Annotated in this window: 19 protein-coding genes; 11 read left to right on the top strand and 8 right to left on the bottom strand. The window is 62.7% G+C overall.

The annotated features are described in order from the left end of the window. Positions 1 to 13: 13 nt before the first annotated feature. A complete protein-coding gene (locus Q0L62_RS04875; RefSeq protein WP_296677211.1) occupies positions 14 to 676 on the top strand; it encodes a L,D-transpeptidase family protein in 663 nt (220 codons plus the stop codon). Here Q0L62_RS04875 and Q0L62_RS04880 read toward each other — a convergent pair. Then, the gene (locus Q0L62_RS04880) at positions 673 to 1455 is read right to left on the bottom strand and encodes an SDR family oxidoreductase (protein WP_296677214.1); all 783 of its coding nucleotides are present in this window, start codon (positions 1453 to 1455) and stop codon (positions 673 to 675) included. The genes Q0L62_RS04875 and Q0L62_RS04880 overlap by 4 nt on opposite strands. Before the next feature lie 100 nt (positions 1456 to 1555). Between Q0L62_RS04880 and Q0L62_RS04885 the strand changes: the two genes are divergently transcribed. Beyond that, a complete protein-coding gene (locus tag Q0L62_RS04885; RefSeq protein ID WP_296677215.1) occupies positions 1556 to 2599 on the top strand; it encodes an NAD(P)-dependent alcohol dehydrogenase in 1044 nt (347 codons plus the stop codon). After that, entirely contained in the window at positions 2596 to 3246 is a 651-nt protein-coding gene (locus tag Q0L62_RS04890; protein ID WP_296677218.1) for a 2-hydroxychromene-2-carboxylate isomerase, read from the top strand. The genes Q0L62_RS04885 and Q0L62_RS04890 overlap by 4 nt, the downstream gene beginning before the upstream one ends. On the opposite strand, the gene tilS is transcribed toward Q0L62_RS04890, so the two are convergent. The 5 genes from tilS to Q0L62_RS04915 form a co-directional block, all read right to left on the bottom strand. Further along, positions 3243 to 4187, bottom strand: a complete 945-nt coding sequence (gene tilS, locus Q0L62_RS04895; RefSeq protein ID WP_296677221.1) for a tRNA lysidine(34) synthetase TilS — start codon at positions 4185 to 4187, stop codon at positions 3243 to 3245. The genes Q0L62_RS04890 and tilS overlap by 4 nt on opposite strands. 4 nt (positions 4188 to 4191) lie before the next feature. Then, on the bottom strand, positions 4192 to 5190 hold the full coding sequence (locus tag Q0L62_RS04900; RefSeq protein ID WP_296677222.1) for a hypothetical protein: 999 nt from the start codon (positions 5188 to 5190) through the stop codon (positions 4192 to 4194). A gap of 148 nt (positions 5191 to 5338) precedes the next feature. Continuing rightward, on the bottom strand, positions 5339 to 6325 hold the full coding sequence (locus tag Q0L62_RS04905; RefSeq protein WP_296677225.1) for a helix-turn-helix domain-containing protein: 987 nt from the start codon (positions 6323 to 6325) through the stop codon (positions 5339 to 5341). 145 nt (positions 6326 to 6470) lie between these two features. After that, complete coding sequence (gene ptsP / locus Q0L62_RS04910) at positions 6471 to 8750, bottom strand: phosphoenolpyruvate--protein phosphotransferase (RefSeq protein ID WP_296677227.1); 2280 nt, start codon at positions 8748 to 8750, stop codon at positions 6471 to 6473. 108 nt (positions 8751 to 8858) lie between these two features. Then, complete coding sequence (locus tag Q0L62_RS04915) at positions 8859 to 9014, bottom strand: DUF465 domain-containing protein (protein WP_296677229.1); 156 nt, start codon at positions 9012 to 9014, stop codon at positions 8859 to 8861. A gap of 198 nt (positions 9015 to 9212) precedes the next feature. Here Q0L62_RS04915 and Q0L62_RS04920 point away from each other — a divergent pair, with 198 nt between their 5' ends. The 6 genes from Q0L62_RS04920 (at position 9213) to nadA (ending at position 13473) form a co-directional block, all read left to right on the top strand. Further along, the gene (locus Q0L62_RS04920) at positions 9213 to 9410 is read left to right on the top strand and encodes a DUF465 domain-containing protein (protein ID WP_296677232.1); all 198 of its coding nucleotides are present in this window, start codon (positions 9213 to 9215) and stop codon (positions 9408 to 9410) included. Between the two features lie 139 nt (positions 9411 to 9549). Then, positions 9550 to 10002 (top strand): DUF1465 family protein, encoded by a 453-nt coding sequence (locus Q0L62_RS04925; RefSeq protein WP_296677235.1) that lies wholly within the window; start codon positions 9550 to 9552, stop codon positions 10000 to 10002. A gap of 43 nt (positions 10003 to 10045) precedes the next feature. Further along, on the top strand, positions 10046 to 10951 hold the full coding sequence (locus Q0L62_RS04930) for an MBL fold metallo-hydrolase (RefSeq protein ID WP_296677237.1): 906 nt from the start codon (positions 10046 to 10048) through the stop codon (positions 10949 to 10951). Continuing rightward, positions 10933 to 11571, top strand: coding sequence for a DUF4230 domain-containing protein (locus Q0L62_RS04935; RefSeq protein WP_296677240.1), 639 nt, complete (start codon positions 10933 to 10935; stop codon positions 11569 to 11571). Before Q0L62_RS04930 ends, Q0L62_RS04935 begins: the two co-directional genes overlap by 19 nt. Before the next feature lie 91 nt (positions 11572 to 11662). Next, on the top strand, positions 11663 to 12469 hold the full coding sequence (locus Q0L62_RS04940; protein ID WP_296677243.1) for a hypothetical protein: 807 nt from the start codon (positions 11663 to 11665) through the stop codon (positions 12467 to 12469). Between the two features lie 17 nt (positions 12470 to 12486). Continuing rightward, positions 12487 to 13473, top strand: a complete 987-nt coding sequence (nadA, locus tag Q0L62_RS04945; protein ID WP_296677246.1) for a quinolinate synthase NadA — start codon at positions 12487 to 12489, stop codon at positions 13471 to 13473. A gap of 55 nt (positions 13474 to 13528) precedes the next feature. Here the strand turns inward: nadA and Q0L62_RS04950 are convergent, their stop codons facing one another. Next, positions 13529 to 15190, bottom strand: coding sequence for a M10 family metallopeptidase C-terminal domain-containing protein (locus tag Q0L62_RS04950; protein ID WP_296677247.1), 1662 nt, complete (start codon positions 15188 to 15190; stop codon positions 13529 to 13531). A 150-nt stretch (positions 15191 to 15340) separates the two neighbouring features. Next, positions 15341 to 16225, bottom strand: coding sequence for a DMT family transporter (locus Q0L62_RS04955; protein ID WP_296677249.1), 885 nt, complete (start codon positions 16223 to 16225; stop codon positions 15341 to 15343). 59 nt (positions 16226 to 16284) lie between these two features. Here Q0L62_RS04955 and Q0L62_RS04960 point away from each other — a divergent pair, with 59 nt between their 5' ends. Both Q0L62_RS04960 and Q0L62_RS04965 read left to right on the top strand, forming a co-directional pair. Further along, positions 16285 to 17379, top strand: coding sequence for an alkene reductase (locus tag Q0L62_RS04960; protein WP_296677251.1), 1095 nt, complete (start codon positions 16285 to 16287; stop codon positions 17377 to 17379). A 14-nt stretch (positions 17380 to 17393) separates the two neighbouring features. Continuing rightward, positions 17394 to 18211: CoA ester lyase (locus tag Q0L62_RS04965; protein WP_296677253.1), on the top strand; the 818-nt coding region annotated here is incomplete at its 3' end.

Here is an 18211-nt window from a genome sequence, read left to right on the forward strand (position 1 = left end):
GGATCCCACCGCGATGAAGCCCAGTTCAACCGCAGCCCTGATCGGCGGCATCGGCCTTGCTGCACTGGCTTTGGTGGGGATGGTCGTATCGCCGCTTGCCACTGCACCCGAAAAAGCGCTGCCGCCAAGCCGCAACGGCGCGTTTGCCGTAGCTGACAAGGCTGGCCCCAAGCCCGCTCCCGCGCCAGCCCCCACACCTGCAGCGCCGAAGGACGAAGGCCTGGTGATCAAGCGGATCCTGCCGATCACCGGTCCGATCAAATACGGCGAATGGCACTGGGACGACAAAGGCGTGGCCGACGGCCCGTTGGTTGTTACGGTGGATCTGGATGCGCGGGTGCTGTCGGTGTTCAAGGGCGGGTACGAAATCGGCGCTACCGCAGTCCTGCTTGGCACCAGCGAAAAGCCCACGCCGCTGGGGGTCTTCCCGGTCAAGTGGAAGCACAAGGACCACTATTCATCCACCTATGACAGTGCCCCCATGCCCTACACGATGAACCTGACGGCCGACGGTGTGGCGATCCACGGCACCAAGGTGGAAAAGGGCTATGCCAGCCACGGCTGCATCGGGGTGCCCAATTCGTTCGGCGCAAAGCTGTTTGCCATCGCCCCGGTGGGGACCAGGGTTTACATCACGCGCGGCAAAATGTCGCAGCTGGGGGATAGCCTGATCTAGCGCGGCGCCATGCGGATTGCGCCATCCAGCCGGATGCACTGCCCGTTGAAATAGCTGTTGCGCGCCAGTTCCAGCGCCAGGCTGCCGAACTCTTCCGGTTTGCCCAGCCGCTTGGGGAAAGGCACCGATGCGGCCAGGCTTTCCAGCACTTGCGGTTTCGCCCCCAGCATCAGCGGAGTGGCAAATATCCCCGGCATGATCGAATTGACCCGGATCCCCAGGTCCGACAGATCGCGCGCCATCGGCAGGACCAAACCGTTGACCCCCGCCTTGGCCGAGCCATAAATGATCTGGCCGATCTGCCCATCCTGCGCCGCCACCGATGCGGTCAGCGTAATGCAGCCGCGTTCGCCGTCTTCCAGCGGTTCCAGCCCGGCCATCCCTTCTGCCGAGAGCGAGGCGATGCGGTAGCTGGCCACCAGGATGCCCTGCACGCCATAAATATAATCCTCGGTCGACAGGCGCTTCAGCCCGCCCGCGACCTTGTCATAGGCCAGCGTCTTGCCCCGGCGGCTGGTCATGGCGCAGTGGACGGTGATGCGTTCCTGCCCATGCGCGGCGCGGGCCTTGGCAAATCCGTCTACCACCGATTGTTCGTCGGTGATGTCGACTTGGCAGAACAGTCCGCCGATTGCCTTGGCTACGGCTTCGCCGTTGTCGGCATTGACATCAAAAATGGCGACCTTCACGCCTGCTGCGGCAAACGCGTGGGCCGTTGCCTCTCCCAAGCCAGAAGCGCCGCCGGTGACCACGGCAGCCGTGGTGGAATCGATGTGCATATGCTGCTCTCCCGCAAATTAATCGTCCGATTAATGCAGCGCGCCTTGACGGGCGGCAAGCACAATTCCAGCATGACCCAAACGGGCAAAGGAGAAGGTCATGACGGCAACCGCAGCATGGGGCGCAACCGCCCCTGAATCGGGCCTCAACCCGATGACCATCGATCGCCGGACCCTGCGCGACGAAGACGTGGCGATCGACATCACCTATTGCGGCGTGTGCCATTCCGACCTTCACGTCGCCCGCAATGACTGGGGGCGCAGTATCTATCCCTTCGTTCCGGGGCACGAGATTGTCGGCACGGTGCGCGCGGTGGGCGCGGGCGTAACGCGCTTCAAGGCGGGCGACCGCGTAGCAATCGGCACGGTAGTAGACAGTTGCCGCCGCTGCGATGCCTGCGATGAAGGCGAGGAGAACTATTGCCGCGAAGGGGTGACCGGCACTTACAATTCGAAAGACCGGATTGATGGCACGCCAACCTATGGCGGGTATTCAGCCGCGATCGTGGTGGCCGAACCTTATGTCCTGCGGGTGCCGGACGGGCTTGACATGGCAGCCGCCGCGCCGCTGCTGTGCGCCGGGATAACGACTTACAGCCCGCTGAAGAACTGGAAGGTCGGCCCCGGCAGCAAAGTCGGAGTGATCGGTCTGGGCGGACTGGGCCACATGGGGGTCAAGTTCGCCAAGGCGCTGGGCGCGCAGGTGACGATGATCACTACATCACCTGCCAAGGGTGATGATGCGCGGCTGCTTGGAGCCGACCATGTGCTGGTCTCAACCGACAAGGCGGCGATGAAGGCCGCCAACCGCAGCTTTGACTTTCTGCTCGACACGATCCCGGTCCAGCATGACGTGACGCCCTACCTCATGCTGCTCGACCGGCAGGGAACACTGTGCCTGGTCGGGATGATCGACATGATGCCCGGCTTCCATTCGGGCCTCTTGCTGATGGGGCAAAAGGCAGTGGCCGGATCGGGTGTGGGCGGGATCGCGCAGACGCAGGAAATGCTCGATTTCTGCGCCGAAAAGGGCATCGTCGCGGAAATCGAGATGATCCGTATAGACGAGATAAATCACGCCTATGCACGGATGGAAAAAGCCGATGTGAAGTACCGCTTCGTGATCGACATGGCGACGCTGTGACCCAGACCGTCGAACTTTTCTGGTCGTTCCGCAGCCCTTATTCCTATCTTGTCGTCCCCCGGCTGCAGGAACTGGAACGCGATTGGGACGCGGCGGCAAAGGTGCGGCCCGTCGTGCCCATCGCCGTGCGCCAGCCCGAGTTTTTCGCCCATGCCGATCCGCTGTGGACCAGCTACCTGATGCGCGATTGCACGCGCAGCGCCGAGTTTGCCGGCATGCCCCTGCGTTGGCCGCGCCCTGACCCGGTGGTGATGGATTTCGCAACGCGGACTTACCCCAGGGAACAACCCCATATCCACCGCCTGACCCGGCTGGGGCAGCTGGCCAGCGAGCGCGGCTTTGGCCTGCCCCTGCTGCGCGAAGTCAGCCACCTGATCTGGTCGGGTGAGGTCGACGGCTGGAACGAAGGCGATCACCTTGCCGGGGCTATATCGCGCGCCGGTGGTGATATGGCGGAAATGGATGCGGTCTTGGCCAGCGAGGCTGGACGGCTTGACGCTGCGATCAAGCAGAACGAGGCCGATCAGCGGCTGGGCGGCCATTACGGCGTGCCGCTGATGGTTCTGGAGGGCGAGCCGTTTTTCGGACAGGACCGTTATGACCAGCTGGTGTGGCGAATGCAGCAAAAGGGGATGAAGCGGCGCTAGCTGCGGCGCTGCGGCGCTTTGGTAAAGGTCCAGCCGTCCGGCATAGCGCGCGCTACCAGCGTTCCGATCGAGGCCGGCTGACGCGCCACCAGCGCATCGAACACCCGCGCCGCGGCGCTTCCGCGCGGTGCTGTCCCGTCAAGTTCGGCAACAATCCGGGCAATCACTCGCAGTGCCACCGCCCGCGGAGCGCGAGGACGATACGTCAGGCCAAGTCCGCCGCGAACCACACAGTCGTCCCATTCCTGAACCGCCATCCAATTAAGCGCGGCATCGGCATCGGCAAGGTGCGCAGCACTGGCAGCCAGCGCGGGCACGTCGATCCAGTCCGCCGTCTCAAGGGCCTTGCGCAGCCGTGCGCGGTCAAACCGGTCGTCGCTGTTGGACGGGTCCTGCACGGTCGCAATGCCTGCCGCACTGACAACGGCAGCAAGGTCAGCCCTTCGCCAGCCGAGCACCGGACGCAGCAACGGCAGCGCCGTTCCTGGCACCAGCCCCCGCGCCCGCACGCCGGCCAGCCCCGCAACGCCGCTCCCCCGGATCAGCCGCAACAGCAGTGTTTCTGCCTGATCGTCGGCGTGATGCGCAGTCATCAGCGCGGCTAGTCCCAGCCGCTCTGCCCAACCGGCCAGTGCAGCATAACGCGCGGTGCGGGCTTCAGTCTGGATGTTTCCGGGTTGGACGCTGACATTCAGCACGCCATGCGGCACTTCCAAGCGCGCGCAGATCGCGGCGACCAGCTCTGCCTCTGCGGCCGATTCGGCACGCAATCCGTGATCCACTGTCGCCGCAGCGATCCGACCTGGCAGCGCCGCATGGGCCAACAGCAGCAAGGCGATACTGTCGGGCCCGCCCGAAACCGCTACCCCCAGATGCCCATCACTGCCCCACAAGGCGTTGAGATCGGCCGAAAACCGAGCGGTCAGTTCAGGCGGCGGCAAACTATCAATTGCACTTAACCTCTTTGCGCAACGCGTCGTACTGGGTCTTCAGACGCCCGGCCGCTTCGGCCGAATAGTCATCGCCAAACTGGGCCAATGCCACGCAGGACCGCGTGGTATCTTTAAGCTGGCGCATGGCTTGCGCCAGATTAAGCAGGCTGTCTGGCGCGCGATCGCCCTTTTTGTCGGCCTGGTAATTCTGCAGGAACCAGCTGGCCGCCTCGCGCGCGTTGCCTTCATCCAGATAGGCTCGGCCAAGCAGGTTGCGGGCAAAGCTGACCCGGCTGTGCTTGGGATACTTTTGCAGGAACATTTTTAATTGCTGCTGCGCTTCGGGATAGAACTTGGCATCGTAAAGGCGAAAGCCGTAACTGTATTCATCATCGCCAACATCGCTGGTCGACGGCTTCTGGATCGCCTTTACCGCCGCAACACGCGATGTAGCAGCAGCAGCCGGTATAGCCGGAGCGGCCGCGGCTGGTGCCGGCTTGGGCGCTGATGCACCGCCGGTCATCGCGGCCAGGTTGGTATTGGTTGTGGACCCGGTGCTGACCGCCGAAGCCGCAGGCGCTGCAGATGTGGTCGTGGCTGTTGGCGCGGGCACCAGCGCGGCGGGGGCGCCGGCCGCAGGCGCGGTTTCCGTCGCGGCAGGGGGCAACCGCGCTTCGAGCTTGGCCAGCCGATTGGCGTTTTCCTCACCCTGTGCGGTCAGCCGGGCAAGCTGCGCTTCAACCGCATCCATCCGAACCAGCAGATCGCTGACCGGGGTGGTAGCAGGCGTCCCGGTTGGCGCGGTAACGGGCTGACCAGGCTGGACCTGAGGCGGGAAATATTTGCCATCGCCACCCGGAAACACCTGGCGCTGCAGCGCCTTTACTTCCGCTTCGACCGCGCGCAGCCGCGCATCGGTGTTGGCAGGCGTACTTTGCGCCAGCGCAGGTGCGGCCAAGGCCAGGACCAGGGTGACAAGAACCGGGCGCGTCGCGCGGAGCAGTCGGGTCATGATGTGCAATCCGTCCTCAAATAACGCAGAGCGCCGCCTATGTGGCAGCGCAGCCAAACCTGCGATTAACCATCAATGCCCTGTTAGCCGCACGCTGACCGCCGTGTCGAGCATCGCTTGGACGCTTTTGCGCAGGTTTTAGGCCCGATCAGGTGCCCGCAGGGGTGGGCACGGGCGCAGACGGTGCGGCGACTTCAGGCGCTGCGGGCGGCGTCCCGGCGGTAACCAGCTGCGCAGAAGGGCGCTCGGTCTGGGCAACGCGGCGGGGCAGTGCAGCGCCGTCAGGCCGGCGCGCAGGCTGGGCCATTGCCGCGGCAGTAGGCGATGCCGCATTTACTGCGGGGGCCGCGGACGAAGCGGGAGCCGCATTGCGGGCCAGCAATGCAGCAGCCGTAACCGGCACGTCACGCACCGTTTGCTGGGTTTCGGAAAGCTTGGGAACAGCCTGGCCGCCGACGGTGATGGCCAGCGCTTCGGGATGGGCGGTCCACAATTTGACGTCGGCCACATCCTGCGGAACGGTCCAGACTTCGCCTTGGGTCATTTCCCGTTGCATCAGCTGCTTGCCAGTGCCGTCGGTAAACTTGACCCATACCGACGGGGCCAGCGCGGTGAAAACAACCGGTCCATTGATCGGCGCCGTGGCGGGATTTGCGGCAGCGATGGCCGGTGCGGCGCTTTCTTCCGTCAGGATCGATGGCAGTTCGCCAGCCGGGGCATAATAGCTGCGCCATGCAAAAGCGATTCCAGCCACGATTACCAGCAGCGCTGCCAGACCGGCAATCCAGGCAAAGCGCGCACCAGGTACGCGCGCCGGATCGCCCGGTTCGAACGCCGGGATCCCGCGCAGCGGCGCTGGCTCCTGATGCATCAGTTCGGCGCGCACGGCATCCACAATTTCGCGTTCGTCAAGGCCGAGCGCCTTGGCGTAACTGCGCGAAAATCCAACTGCATAAGTCCGCGCTGGCAAGGCAGAGAAATCGCTCGCCTCGATCGCGGCAAGATGGCGTTCGGGAATCTTGGTCACGCCGGACAGCTGCGCGCGGCTCATCCCAGACGCTTCACGCGCGCGCCTTAAGCGAGCGCCGACATTCTCCAGAGGCAATTCTGCCTCAGTCACTTCAGTCTCCGACATTCCGACCCCGAAAATTGGTGTTCTTTTTATATCCGGGTGCAGAAAATCGTTCAGCGCCGCTCAAGTCAACGCAATTCCGTCCATTCGGGGGCAGAGTGACGACAGGATGCGCGGGAAACGTGACAGGCCGGTAATGCGGGCCGCCTCAATCAACGTCGATATCGCGTTCCTGAGCCCACGCGGTTAGTGCTGCGCGCAAATCTGGAGGCGGCGATACAAGCCACTGATTCATCGCCGTACCGATGTCGGTAAGATCAACCTTGCGGACCAGTTCCTTGATTGGACCGACCGCGGCGGGCGTAATCGACAGGCGGCGGATACCGATACCCATCAGGGCCAGTGCTTCAAGGCGCCGACCGCCCATTTCGCCGCAGACGGTTACGTCCACCTCGTGGCCGACAACCCCTGCCAGCACACGCCGCAAAAACCGCATGATCGCCGGGCTAAGCCAATCGTAACGCTCTGCGAGCTTGGGATTCGACCGGTCAGCTGCGAACAGGAACTGAGTCAGATCGTTAGTGCCGATTGACAGAAACGACAGCCGCGGCGCCAGTATGTCAAGCTGTTCGGCCAGCGCCGGGACTTCGAGCATGGCGCCATAGCGGATCGCTTCGGGCAGCTTTTTCTTCAAGCCCCTGAGATAGGCAAGCTGGCTTTCAAAAACGGCCTTGGCGGCATCGAACTCCCACGGTTCGCTGACCATCGGGAACATCACGTTGAGCGTGCGGCCCGCTGCCGCTTCCAGCAGGGCGCGCGCCTGGACTTTAAGCAAGCCTTCGCGCTCCAGGGCCACGCGAAGGGCGCGCCAGCCCATCGCGGGATTTTCCTCATGTTCGCCGTCGTTATGGCGCAGATAGGGCAGAACCTTATCGCCGCCGATATCGACGGTGCGGAAGACCACCGGCTTGTCACCGGCTGACTCCATCACATCGCGGTACAGGCGGGTCTGGCGTTCGCGCTGCGGCAGTGTGGCAGACACCAGGAACTGGAACTCGGTGCGGAACAGCCCGACCCCGTCAGCGCCGGTCAGCGCCAGGTTTGGCATGTCATCGCGCAGCCCCGCGTTCATCATCACCAAGATGCGCGTTCCGTCCCGGGTAAACGGTTCGACATCGCGCAGCGCGGCATAAGCGGCAGCACGTTCCTTGCTTTTGGCAAACCGCGCTTCGAACGCTTCGGCCACAGCCGGCAGCGGACGGGCGACGACATCTCCCTTGTCCGCATCCAGCAGCAACGGATCGCCGTCACGAATTACTCCCCGCAGGCCGCGCACCCGGCCCAGCACCGGGATCCCCATGGCACGCGCCACGATGACCACATGGGCGGTCAGCGATCCTTCTTCCAGCACCACGCCCTTGAGCCGCCGCTTGTCGTATTCAAGCAGTTCGGCTGGCCCCAGATTGCGGGCAATAAGGATCGAATCCTGGCGCAGGCCCATGCTGGCGGCGGTGCCCATCTGGCCCGAAACAATTCGCAGCAGCCGGTTCGACAGGTCTTCCAGGTCGTGCATCCGGTCAGCCAAGAGCGGATCGTCGATCTGGCGCATCCGCATCCGGGTGCGCTGCTGCACTCGTTCGATCGCAGCCTCGGCGGTCAGCCCGCTGTCGATCGCTTCGATGATCCGGCGGCTCCAGCCTTCGTCATAGGCAAACATCCGGTACGTTTCGAGCACCTCCTCGTGCTCTCCGCCCACGCCGAACTCGGCCTGGGCCTGCATCCGGTCGATCTGTTCGCGCATCTTGTCAAAGGCCAGGTAAACCCGCTGCAATTCGGCATCGCGGTCATCGGCCATGACGTGTTCGATGGTAATGCGCGGCTGGTGGAATACCGCGGCACCGGCGGCAAGGCCCTTCACCAGCGTCAGCCCGGACAAGCGTTGCGGCCCGGAAAGCTTTGGCGACAGGCCGGCAACTTCCTCCTCGTCGACCAGGGCGGCGTTGGAAATCAATTCGGACAGGACCATGGCGGTGGTCTGCAATGCCTCGATTTCGACTTCCTCGTAGCGGCGCGGATCGACATGCTGAACGCACAAGACACCTACCGCCCGTTCGCGCCGGACGATCGGCACTCCGGCGAACGAGTGAAACTTGTCCTCGCCGGTTTCAGGGCGATAGGAAAAGTCGGGATGGGCGGTCGCTTCTGCCAGGTTGAGGGTTTCGGTATTCTCGGCAATCGTGCCGACCAGACCTTCGCCGATGGCCATGCGGGTGACGTGGACGGCCTCTTGCGCCAGCCCGCGGGTGGCGAACAGTTCAAGCATGCCTTCACGCAGCAGGTAGATCGAACACACCTCGCTATCCAGGCCCTCACCGATCACTTCGACCACGGTGTTGAGCTTGGCCTGGGCGTGATTGCGCGATGCCATCACGTCATGCAGGCGGGTCAGGATCGTGCGAGCCGCGGATACGGCGCTGGGAACGGTCATGGGCCGACCCTAACCGAAAGCGGGTCCCAAGAAAACGCGGCTTACCGAAAATATCCGCGCCGCGCTTCCCCGATCAGTATCGGGAGAACGCGGCCGAAAAGTACTGGCCTAAGTGAGGGTGAGTTCTTCCTTGATGCGCAATTTGCGCTTCTTCAATGTCTGGACAAGCGAAAGGTCTGGCAGGGGTCGGCTCATTTCATCCTGAAGCTGCCGTTCGATACCGGCATGCTTAAGCTGCAATGCGCTGACGTGCGACTGTTCCATTCTGGAATCTCCTTCTGGTCCGCCCCCGATTGGGGTCACAGGATTCCTTACAGCTGCGTTCGGGCATCCCGACTCGCTAACCAGCAGGGCCTGTGATTGTCATGAAATCATATTAAGCCTATCTTGCGAAGCGTCTTGATTACCCGATGCGGCAAGTGCCGCCCGGACTGCGACGAACCGGCATCAGGGAGTGCGCGCGTGAATGAAGAGGAAATGCGCAAGCGCCTGGAAGTGCTGCGGATCGAGCATCGCGATCTTGACGCGGCGATCGATGCGCTGACCGGGGGCGGCAGCAGCGACCAGTTACAGATTGCGCGCCTGAAAAAGCGCAAACTCAAGCTGAAAGACCAGATCGCGATGATTGCCGATTACCTTATCCCGGACATTATCGCCTGATCGGTTTAGCCGGTAAACTGACGCATTTTCCGGGGTTTGGGGCAAAAATTGTCCCTCACTGGCACAGTCTCGATATGGGTGTGCGTAACTGAATATACACCATTGGCAGGGGCGATTCGGCAGGCCTATCGCAGCCACCATGGCGACCCCGGCAAACATCAACCCCCGCATCGTCGAAGCGCTTTATGGCGAAGCGCTGGCCCTGTCCGATGACGTGCGATCCGCCTTCGCGCAGCATGCTGCGATCGAGGGGGATGACGCCGACCTGATCAAGGTCGCCCTGTCGTGCGAAGCGCTGCGCACCACTACGCGGATGATGCACGCGGTGGCCTGGCTGCTCAATCACCGGGCCTACTTTGCCGGTGATCTGTCCGAGTTCCAGTTGCGCCGCTACGGCAAACTGGTCGATTTTCCTGAAGGCGATTCCAGCCACCTGGCGCTGCTTGATCCCGCGATGCGCGAACTGATCCGGGCGACCGAGCTGTTCCACGCCCGGCTCAAGCGTCTGGACAACGGCTGGCGTGATCGCCCGACCGGCGCGCCAAGTGCAATTACCCGGCTGCGCGAACGGCTGGCCCAGCACGCCTTATAGCGATGCTTGGAATGGCGCGCATTAAGCGCCATATCGGACGGCGATGAGCATTCCGCCCAAACCCTGGCCAACCGGCCTTGCCGAACAGTGCGAACCACTGGTCCGCCGCGTGCTGGCCCCCAATGCTTCGCCCTATACCTACACTGGCACCCAGACATACCTGGTCGGTGCGGGCGGCGATGTGGCGGTGATCGACCCCGGCCCGGCCGGAACCGGCGTTGCGGGACACGCCGACACCCACGGCGAAGGACACGTCGATGCGATCATCGCGGCGATTGGCACGGCCCGGCTGGCCGCAATCCTGTGTACCCACACCCACCGCGACCATTCTCCAGCCGCCGCAGAACTGAAAGCGCGCACCGGCGCTCCGATCATTGGCTGCGCGCCCCTGGCGATGGATGACGACGGCCCGCGCGCCGACGCCGCGTTTGATCCCGACTATAGCCCTGACCGCGTGCTGAGCGACGGCGAGCGGCTGGCGGGTGACGGCTGGACGATCCAGGCGGTGGCCACCCCCGGCCACACCAGTAACCACCTGTGTTACGCCGTCCTGGAAAGCGGCGCGCTGTTTACAGGGGATCACGTCATGGCCTGGTCGACCAGCGTCGTGTCGCCGCCCGATGGCGACATGAGCGCCTATATGAAAAGCCTGCAGAAACTGCACGACCGCGATGACCGGGTCTATTACCCGGCGCACGGCCCTGCGGTGGAAATGCCACGCCAGCTGGTCCGCGGGATGCTGGGCCACCGCCGTCAGCGTGAAGCGCAGATTCTGCGCCTGCTGGGTGAAGGACCCCACCGCATCGCTGATATGGTGCCGGTGATGTACAAGGGCCTGGATCCGCGCCTGACCGGGGCAGCAGGGCGGTCGGTCCTGGCCCACATGATCGACCTGCGGCACCAGGGCCGCGTAACCAATGAGGGGGACCTATGGACAATCGCAGCCTGACCACGGCCCCGCCCCGCACCGTGGGCCTGGCGGCGGGATTGGCAGCCGCCATGGCACTGGCCGGATGGCTGGGGTGGAAAGCATACGGCCCGCAAGACTTGGGCGATCCCATCGCCAACAGTCTGGTGGCGCTGGAAAAGCAGGACAAGCTGACAGTCTTTTCCGCGCAGCTATCGCCCGTGGTCGCTGCCGACGACGCGCGGCTGTTCGGCATACTGAAAAGCCGCCAGGTTGCTGTCATTCCTGCCCGGGTCGACTATGTCATCGACATGACGGCAATGGATCGCAGCCGGATGAAGTGGGATGCACAGGCCATGCGGCTTGACGTCACCTTGCCGCCGATCCGGATTGGCCGGCCCAACCTTGACGAAGGCAAGGCACAATATCTGCGCGAGGGGGTATGGATCACTCCTGATGCACAGGCCAAACTGACCCGTGACAACAGCCTGCTGGCCGAAAAGCAGGCAAGCGATCAGGCGGCCAATCCGGTGCTGGTTGATCTGGCCCGCGGCGCGGCGAAGGACGCGGTCGAACGCAACCTGGCAATACCGTTACAGGTTGCAGGATACGGCGACGTAACCGTGCGGGTGCGGATCGACGGCGAACCGGCCCCGCAGTAGTGTCTCTTGCCAGCATCTTTGCGCAGGCGTAGCAGTCCGTAAAATCACCTGAATCAACGTCAGGGTCGCGCAGCTGTGGAAGGTTTTCACAATGGCGACTCTTGCTGATCCTGCATTCGCGGATTCCGACGTTCCCATCGTGCCGCGCGGAGAGGATTTTTTTGCCAGGCTGGCTATCGCGATGGCGGTGGTCGTGGTCGCGGGCTTTTCGATGCAGCTGGCCATGGGCCGCTCAACCTTCGCATCGCCGCTGCGGGTTCATGTCCACGCAGTCCTGTTCATGGGCTGGGTGGCGATCTTCCTGCTGCAAAGCCGCCTGGGAACCAAAGGCCCGATCGCTCTGCACCGCAAGCTTGGCTGGCTGGCGCTGGGTTGGATGGCGGCGATGCTCGCAGCGGCAATGACCGTGATCGTCGCCATGACGCGCGACGGCCACGTGCCGTTCTTCTTTGCGCCGCAGCACTTTCTGCTGGCCGATCCGGCAACATTGCTGGGGTTTGCGGGCCTCACGATTGCTGCAGTCATCCGGCGCCGCCAGACTGACTGGCATGCGCGCTTGCATGCCAGCGGCATGGCGATGCTGACCGGACCGGCCTTTGGGCGATTGTTGCCTATGCCGCTGCTGGCTCCCTGGGCGTTTGAAGCAGCGGGCGCCGGATCGGCCCTGTTCCTTATTGCAGGGATGATACGGGACAAACGCCGAAGCGGCTCAGTCCACCGCGCCTGGTGGATCGGCATTGCAACTCTTGCTGCCTCGTTGATCGGTGCGCGGGCGTTAGCGGTCACTCCGCTCGGCTCTGCAATCTATCAAGCGGCAGTCGCGGGATATCCGGGCCAAACCGTGCCGGGGCTTGAATATCCGCCGCCGCCCGGCACACCCTTGCGAACCGGGCGCTGATCCGCCACTTTGGGGTCATGACCGATCAGCCCACGTCTCTCGCCGGCCTTGACCTGCGCACCGAAATCGACCGCCTGCGCAAGGATCGCAATGCCATCATCCTGGCGCACTATTACCAGCGCCCGGAAATCCAGGACCTGGCCGATTTCGTTGGCGATTCGCTTGAGCTGAGCCGCAAGGCGGCCAGTTCTGACGCTGATGTCATCGCGTTCTGCGGGGTCAAGTTCATGGCAGAAACAGCCAAGATTCTGGCGCCCGACAAGATCGTCGTGCTGCCCGATCTTAATGCCGGGTGCAGTCTTGAAGATTCCTGCCCGCCGGAAAAGTTCGCGGCATTTCGCAAGGCGCATCCCGATCACATTGCGCTGACCTACATCAACTGTTCGACCGAGGTGAAGGCGCTGTCCGATATCATCGTCACCAGTTCCAGCGCCGAGACGATACTGGCCCAGATTCCCGAGGGGCAAAAGATCATCTTTGGCCCCGACCGGCATCTGGGCGGATATCTGGCGCGCAAGTTCAACCGTGACATGCTGCTCTGGCCAGGGGTGTGCATCGTGCACGAGGCCTTCAGCGAAACCGAGCTGCTCAAGCTGAAAGCCCAGCATCCCGGTGCTCCCGTGGCGGCGCATCCTGAATGCCCGCCATCGATCGTCGACCACGCCGACTACGTCGGATCGACCAGCGGCATACTGAACTTTGCCAAGACCTTTCCCGGTGACACGCTGATCGTGGCGACAGAGCCGCACATCATCCACCAGATGGAAAAGGCGCTGCCCGAAAAGACCTTTATCGGCGCGCCGGGCGCCGATGGCCAGTGCAGCTGCAACGTGTGCCCCTATATGGCGCTTAATACGCTGGAAAAGCTGTATACCACGCTGCTCGACCTTACCCCGCGGATCGAGATCGAAGAAAGTCTGCGCCTTCAGGCCAAAAAAAGCCTCGACCGGATGCTCGAAATGGCCAGCAGCACGGTTGGCATGGGCGATCTGGGCGCACGCTGAAAACAAGACGGCCGCCCCGCAGTACCGGGGCGGCCGTTTCGTTGCCGAGCTGCCGTCAGATAAACAGGATGTCGGTGACCAGCGGATCGCTGCCCATCACGGCAATCGAAAGATCGGCCAGGCCATCGCCGTTTGTGTCACCCTGCAACAGATCGCCGGAAAACCGCAGTTCGCCTGCATGTCCGGAAAATGCGCTGTCACCGATCCAGGTGAAATCTATCTGCGTTGCGCGCAGGTCGATCTTGTCAGCGCCCGACTGGAAATCCTCGATCACGTCGCCCTGTTCGATGAAACGGAACGAAAATGTGTCGTTGCCGGCTCCGCCCCACAGGCTGTCAGCCCCTTCGAACCCGTCGATGACATCATCACCGCCCAGGCCTTTAAGCACATTGTTGACCGCGTTGCCGTAAAGCACATCGCGCGCGCTACCACCGATGCCATTTTCAATGATCGTGCCATAGGCGATCGAGATATTGTCAAACTCTGTCGCGAACACGCCCGTGACGCCCGTTTCGGCAGCGATTTTGTTGGCGGCAAGCGTCAACCGAGACGCAGAGACCGACGCCAACGTGCTTGCCAGCACCGGCCCGAAGTTGACGCCCAGCTCGCTGCTGAGAGCCGCACGGTTGGCATTTACTTCGGACAGGGTAGGCACTGCAGCGCCTGCCGAACTGAACTTGCCGTCGTGCAGATCAAGGAACACAGAAGCGGTAAATCCCGAAAGATCGATCGTATCGTTGCCGCCGGCATCAAAGATGGAAATGGCAGGCCATTTATTCTGGGTGAAATCGAAGACGTCCCGTCCGGCGGTTGAATTGAACCCATACACCGTATCGCCTGTCCGCGTGGTCAGGTCCGCGCCGTATTTGGTCTGCGCGGTCAGGATATCGTGGATCATGGGGGTCTGTTCGTAATTGTTGAGGAACTGGCCCCAGTTCACCCACGACGCCCCCGTTTCGCCGGCACGCCAATAGCTCATGATTGAATACTGGGTGCTGTCCTGCGCGTATTCGGCGTAATTGACGTAATTGAGCGCCAGGTTCGGATCGTAATTGTAGTTGCCAGGATGCGACAAGCCGATGGTGTGGCCCAGTTCGTGGACCAGCGTGGTTGCACCGTATCCGCCCAGGCTGAGCCAATTGTTGGTATAGTTTATCGTGGGATCGGCGATGAACACGTCCGATTGATATTTCTGCCCGTTGCCTGGGTAATACGCATAGGCCTGCGCCGGATCAAAGCTGTTGGCGAACTGGATGTCCGCACCGATACCTTTTTTCTCGACAAATGACGGTGCGACCAGATCGTCCCACAACTGGATCGATTGACGCGCTTCGGCGCGCTGCGCACTGCTGAACGGGGAAAAACCGTCGGGCGCGGTAAAGCCGAAGTTCTTGTTGTTGTAGACACCGGTCAGGTGCGACAGGTCGGTGAAGCTGTAGGTTATGACGCCATTCTGGGTTGGCAACGTGCGGCCCGAATCGATTTGATCAACCACTTTATCCAGCGTGTAGATCGGCTTGGAGCGGTAGGTATTTCCGCCGCCGGCATAAATATCCAGATTGAACGACAAGGGATCATCGGCGCTGGCGGCAACCGCGGTCACGTTCGCCGCCGCGGTATATTTTCCGATAAGTTCGAAAGCGTCGGCTTTGGGGTAGGCGGCAAGTTCTGTTTCGAGCGTAGAATCCGAAACTGCAGGCTTCACGGTGCGCGACATATATTTTGACTCCGATTGGCTTTGTTACCCCAGCCGGACAGACCAGTATTGGCAACAGCCTGATCAATGCGCCACATCATGAGAGAATTAGCAAGGCCGCTCAGCAATTTAACACAAATTGCCGGATAATTGCATTTTCACGCAAATATATTATTTCGCAGAGAACTTTACGTGCGCCAATCCCAGCGCCGCGGCGACCAGCGCCATGCCCAGCAGATCGGGCCAGCCCAACACCTCGTCAAAGACCAGCCAGCCAACCGCCACCGCAATTGCCGGCTGACTAAGCAGCGCCAGCCCAAACACCAACGCGCTGAAATGCCGCAATGAAAAGATCAGCAGACCCTGCCCTATCACCTGGCTAAGCAAAGCCAGCGCGATCAGTGGCCACCACTGACCGGGAATGATCCGTTCGCCCAGTCCGGCAGCAATTCCCAGCATTACCGGCGCACCGACAATGCTTGACCAGAACAACAGCGACCAATTGCCCAGGCTGGCCCGCGGCCGCTGCAGCAGCAGGATATACCCGGCATAAAGCAGCCCCGCCAGAAGGCAGAACACGTCGCCGATCAGTGTCGCTTGGTCGATCTCAAGCGAACGTCCCAGCAAGATCGCCGATCCAAGCAGCGCCAGGCCAAAGGCCAGCCATTCGTTTCGAAGCGGCCAGCGGCGCAGGGCGAACATCCCCCACGCCATCACCACCAGGCTGCCAGCATTGCCGAACAGCGTGGCATTGCCCATGCGCGTATAATGAATGCCGATGTGCCATGATCCCAGATCAAGTGCGAAAAACACGCCGGCCCCGACGATCGCCCACCAGACAGGCGGACTGAATCCGGTCAGGCGCTGCTTGCTGACAACCGCCATCCCGCCCAGCAGCGGCAGCGCCAGCACCAGGCGCCAGAACCCGGCAGAGACCGGCCCTGCATCGGTCATGCGGACGAACCACGGCCCTAGGGCAAGTGCGGCGTTGCCACCCATCAGCGCGGCAAAGCGCCAACCGTTCCTGAATCTGCCGGCCCCCGTTGCATTCCCCATGGACACGCCTTAGCTCCGCCAGGTCGATTGCAAAACGAAATTGAAGGACTGGCCTGCCGATGCACGATTCCCTGTTCCAGCCGCTGCGCCTTGGCGCGATCGAAGCGCCCAATCGCATCTTGATGGCCCCGCTGACGCGCGGTCGTTCCGACCCGGGATCGGTCCCCAACGCGATGATGACAGAATACTATCGCCAGCGCGCCGGTGCCGGGCTGATCATCAGCGAGGCGACGGGCATCAGCGTCGAAGGTCTGGGCTGGCCCGCCGCGCCGGGGATCTGGAGCCAGGCGCAGGTCGAAGGGTGGAAGCCGGTGACCGACGCGGTTCACAATGCCGGCGGGCGCATCGTACTGCAGCTGTGGCACATGGGCCGGCTTGTCCACCCGGATTTCCTGGGCGGTGCTGCACCGGTTTCGGCCAGTGCCACCACCGCGCCCGATCATGCCCACACGCCGACCGGCCGCAAACCTTTCGAACCGGCCCGCGCCGCCACGCTGGATGATATCAGCCGGATCGTCGACGATTATGGAAAGGCCGCCCAAAATGCACAGGCGGCCGGGTTCGACGGGGTCCAGCTGCACGGCGCCAACGGGTACCTGGTCGACCAGTTCCTGCGCGCCGGCACCAATTTGCGCGATGACGATTATGGCGGCAGCGCGGAAAACCGGACCCGATTCCTGCGCGAGGTACTGGAACGTCTGGTGGCGGTCTGGGGCAAGGGCCGCGTTTCAGTGCGGCTGTCCCCCAATGGAGAAACGCAAGGCTGCGATGATCCTGATCCGGCCACGCTGTTCGCCGCTGCCGCGCGGGTTTGCCAGCAGGCCGGTCTGGGATTTGTCGAGCTGCGCCAACCCGGTTCGGACGGCACATTCGGACGCACCGATGTTCCGCAGCAGGATGCAGTCATCCGGTCGATATACACCGGACCGCTGGTGCTCAATTCGGACTACACCGCAGATCAGGCTGATACCGATGTCAGTTCCGGGCGCTGCGATGCGATCAGTTTCGGCCGGCCGTTCATTTCCAATCCGGACCTGCCGTGGCGGATCCGCAACGGCGCGCAATGGGCGCCCAATGTCGATGCTCCGAAAAGCTGGTACTTGCCAGGGCCTGAAGGCTATATCGATTATCCTGCACTTGAAGCAGTAGGCTGAAGGAAACGCGGACAATGGCAATGCGGTCCTGGCTGTTCGTACCTGCAGACAGCGAAAAAAAGCTGGGCAAGGCACCGTCTGCCGGGGCCGACGTGCTGATCGTTGACCTTGAGGATTCGGTCGTTCCGGACAACAAGGCGCTGGCCCGGGTTATGGCGTGCAAATGGCTGCAGGCACACCGCACGCAGATCACCGGTGGCAGGGCTTTTGGGCGCTGGGTGCGGATCAACGCCCTCGATACGCCGTATTGGCGCGAGGATCTTCACGCCGTGCTGCCCGGCGCGCCCGACGGGATCATGCTGCCGAAGTCGGCCGGACCTGAAGCGGTTCAGCAGCTTGCCGCCGAGCTGTACGAGCTGGAAGGACGCAGCGGCGTACCTGCAGGGTCAACCCGCATTCTGCCCCTGGTCAGCGAAACCGCCGCCGCCGCGCTGACCATCCCCACGTACGCGACCGCATCGTTGCCCCGCCTGGCCGGGCTGACCTGGGGCGCGGAAGACCTGTCGGCCGCAATCGGCGCCAGCCGCAAGCGCGACAAGTCCGGACAGTGGACCGATGTTTTCCGTTTCGTGCGCAGCCAGACGGTGCTTAGCGCCCACGCGCGGGGCGTGGCGGCGATTGACACGCTCTACGCCGATTTCGCTGATGGTGAGGGGCTGAAAGCCGCTGCCGATGCCGCGCGCGCCGATGGCTTTGCGGGGATGCTGGCAATTCATCCAGCCCAGGTCCCGATAATCAACCAGGCGTTTACGCCGACAGCTGCCGAAATCGAGGAGGCTCAGGCCATCGTCGCAGCGTTTGCGGCAAATCCGGCTGCGGGGGCCTTGCAGAT

Origin of the sequence: Novosphingobium sp. (assembly GCF_024642085.1) — a bacterium.
Lineage (GTDB): Bacteria > Pseudomonadota > Alphaproteobacteria > Sphingomonadales > Sphingomonadaceae > Novosphingobium.

Coding starts and splice junctions, on each gene's coding strand:
- Q0L62_RS04875 (WP_296677211.1), top strand. CDS start 14: ATGAAGCCCAGTTCAACCGCAGCCCTGATCGGCGGCATCGGCCTTGCT.
- Q0L62_RS04880 (WP_296677214.1), bottom strand. CDS start 1,455: ATGCACATCGATTCCACCACGGCTGCCGTGGTCACCGGCGGCGCTTCT.
- Q0L62_RS04885 (WP_296677215.1), top strand. CDS start 1,556: ATGACGGCAACCGCAGCATGGGGCGCAACCGCCCCTGAATCGGGCCTC.
- Q0L62_RS04900 (WP_296677222.1), bottom strand. CDS start 5,190: ATGACCCGACTGCTCCGCGCGACGCGCCCGGTTCTTGTCACCCTGGTC.
- Q0L62_RS04905 (WP_296677225.1), bottom strand. CDS start 6,325: ATGTCGGAGACTGAAGTGACTGAGGCAGAATTGCCTCTGGAGAATGTC.
- ptsP (WP_296677227.1), bottom strand. CDS start 8,750: ATGACCGTTCCCAGCGCCGTATCCGCGGCTCGCACGATCCTGACCCGC.
- Q0L62_RS04915 (WP_296677229.1), bottom strand. CDS start 9,014: ATGGAACAGTCGCACGTCAGCGCATTGCAGCTTAAGCATGCCGGTATC.
- Q0L62_RS04925 (WP_296677235.1), top strand. CDS start 9,550: ATGGCGACCCCGGCAAACATCAACCCCCGCATCGTCGAAGCGCTTTAT.
- Q0L62_RS04930 (WP_296677237.1), top strand. CDS start 10,046: ATGAGCATTCCGCCCAAACCCTGGCCAACCGGCCTTGCCGAACAGTGC.
- Q0L62_RS04935 (WP_296677240.1), top strand. CDS start 10,933: ATGGACAATCGCAGCCTGACCACGGCCCCGCCCCGCACCGTGGGCCTG.
- Q0L62_RS04940 (WP_296677243.1), top strand. CDS start 11,663: ATGGCGACTCTTGCTGATCCTGCATTCGCGGATTCCGACGTTCCCATC.
- nadA (WP_296677246.1), top strand. CDS start 12,487: ATGACCGATCAGCCCACGTCTCTCGCCGGCCTTGACCTGCGCACCGAA.
- Q0L62_RS04950 (WP_296677247.1), bottom strand. CDS start 15,190: ATGTCGCGCACCGTGAAGCCTGCAGTTTCGGATTCTACGCTCGAAACA.
- Q0L62_RS04955 (WP_296677249.1), bottom strand. CDS start 16,225: ATGGGGAATGCAACGGGGGCCGGCAGATTCAGGAACGGTTGGCGCTTT.
- Q0L62_RS04960 (WP_296677251.1), top strand. CDS start 16,285: ATGCACGATTCCCTGTTCCAGCCGCTGCGCCTTGGCGCGATCGAAGCG.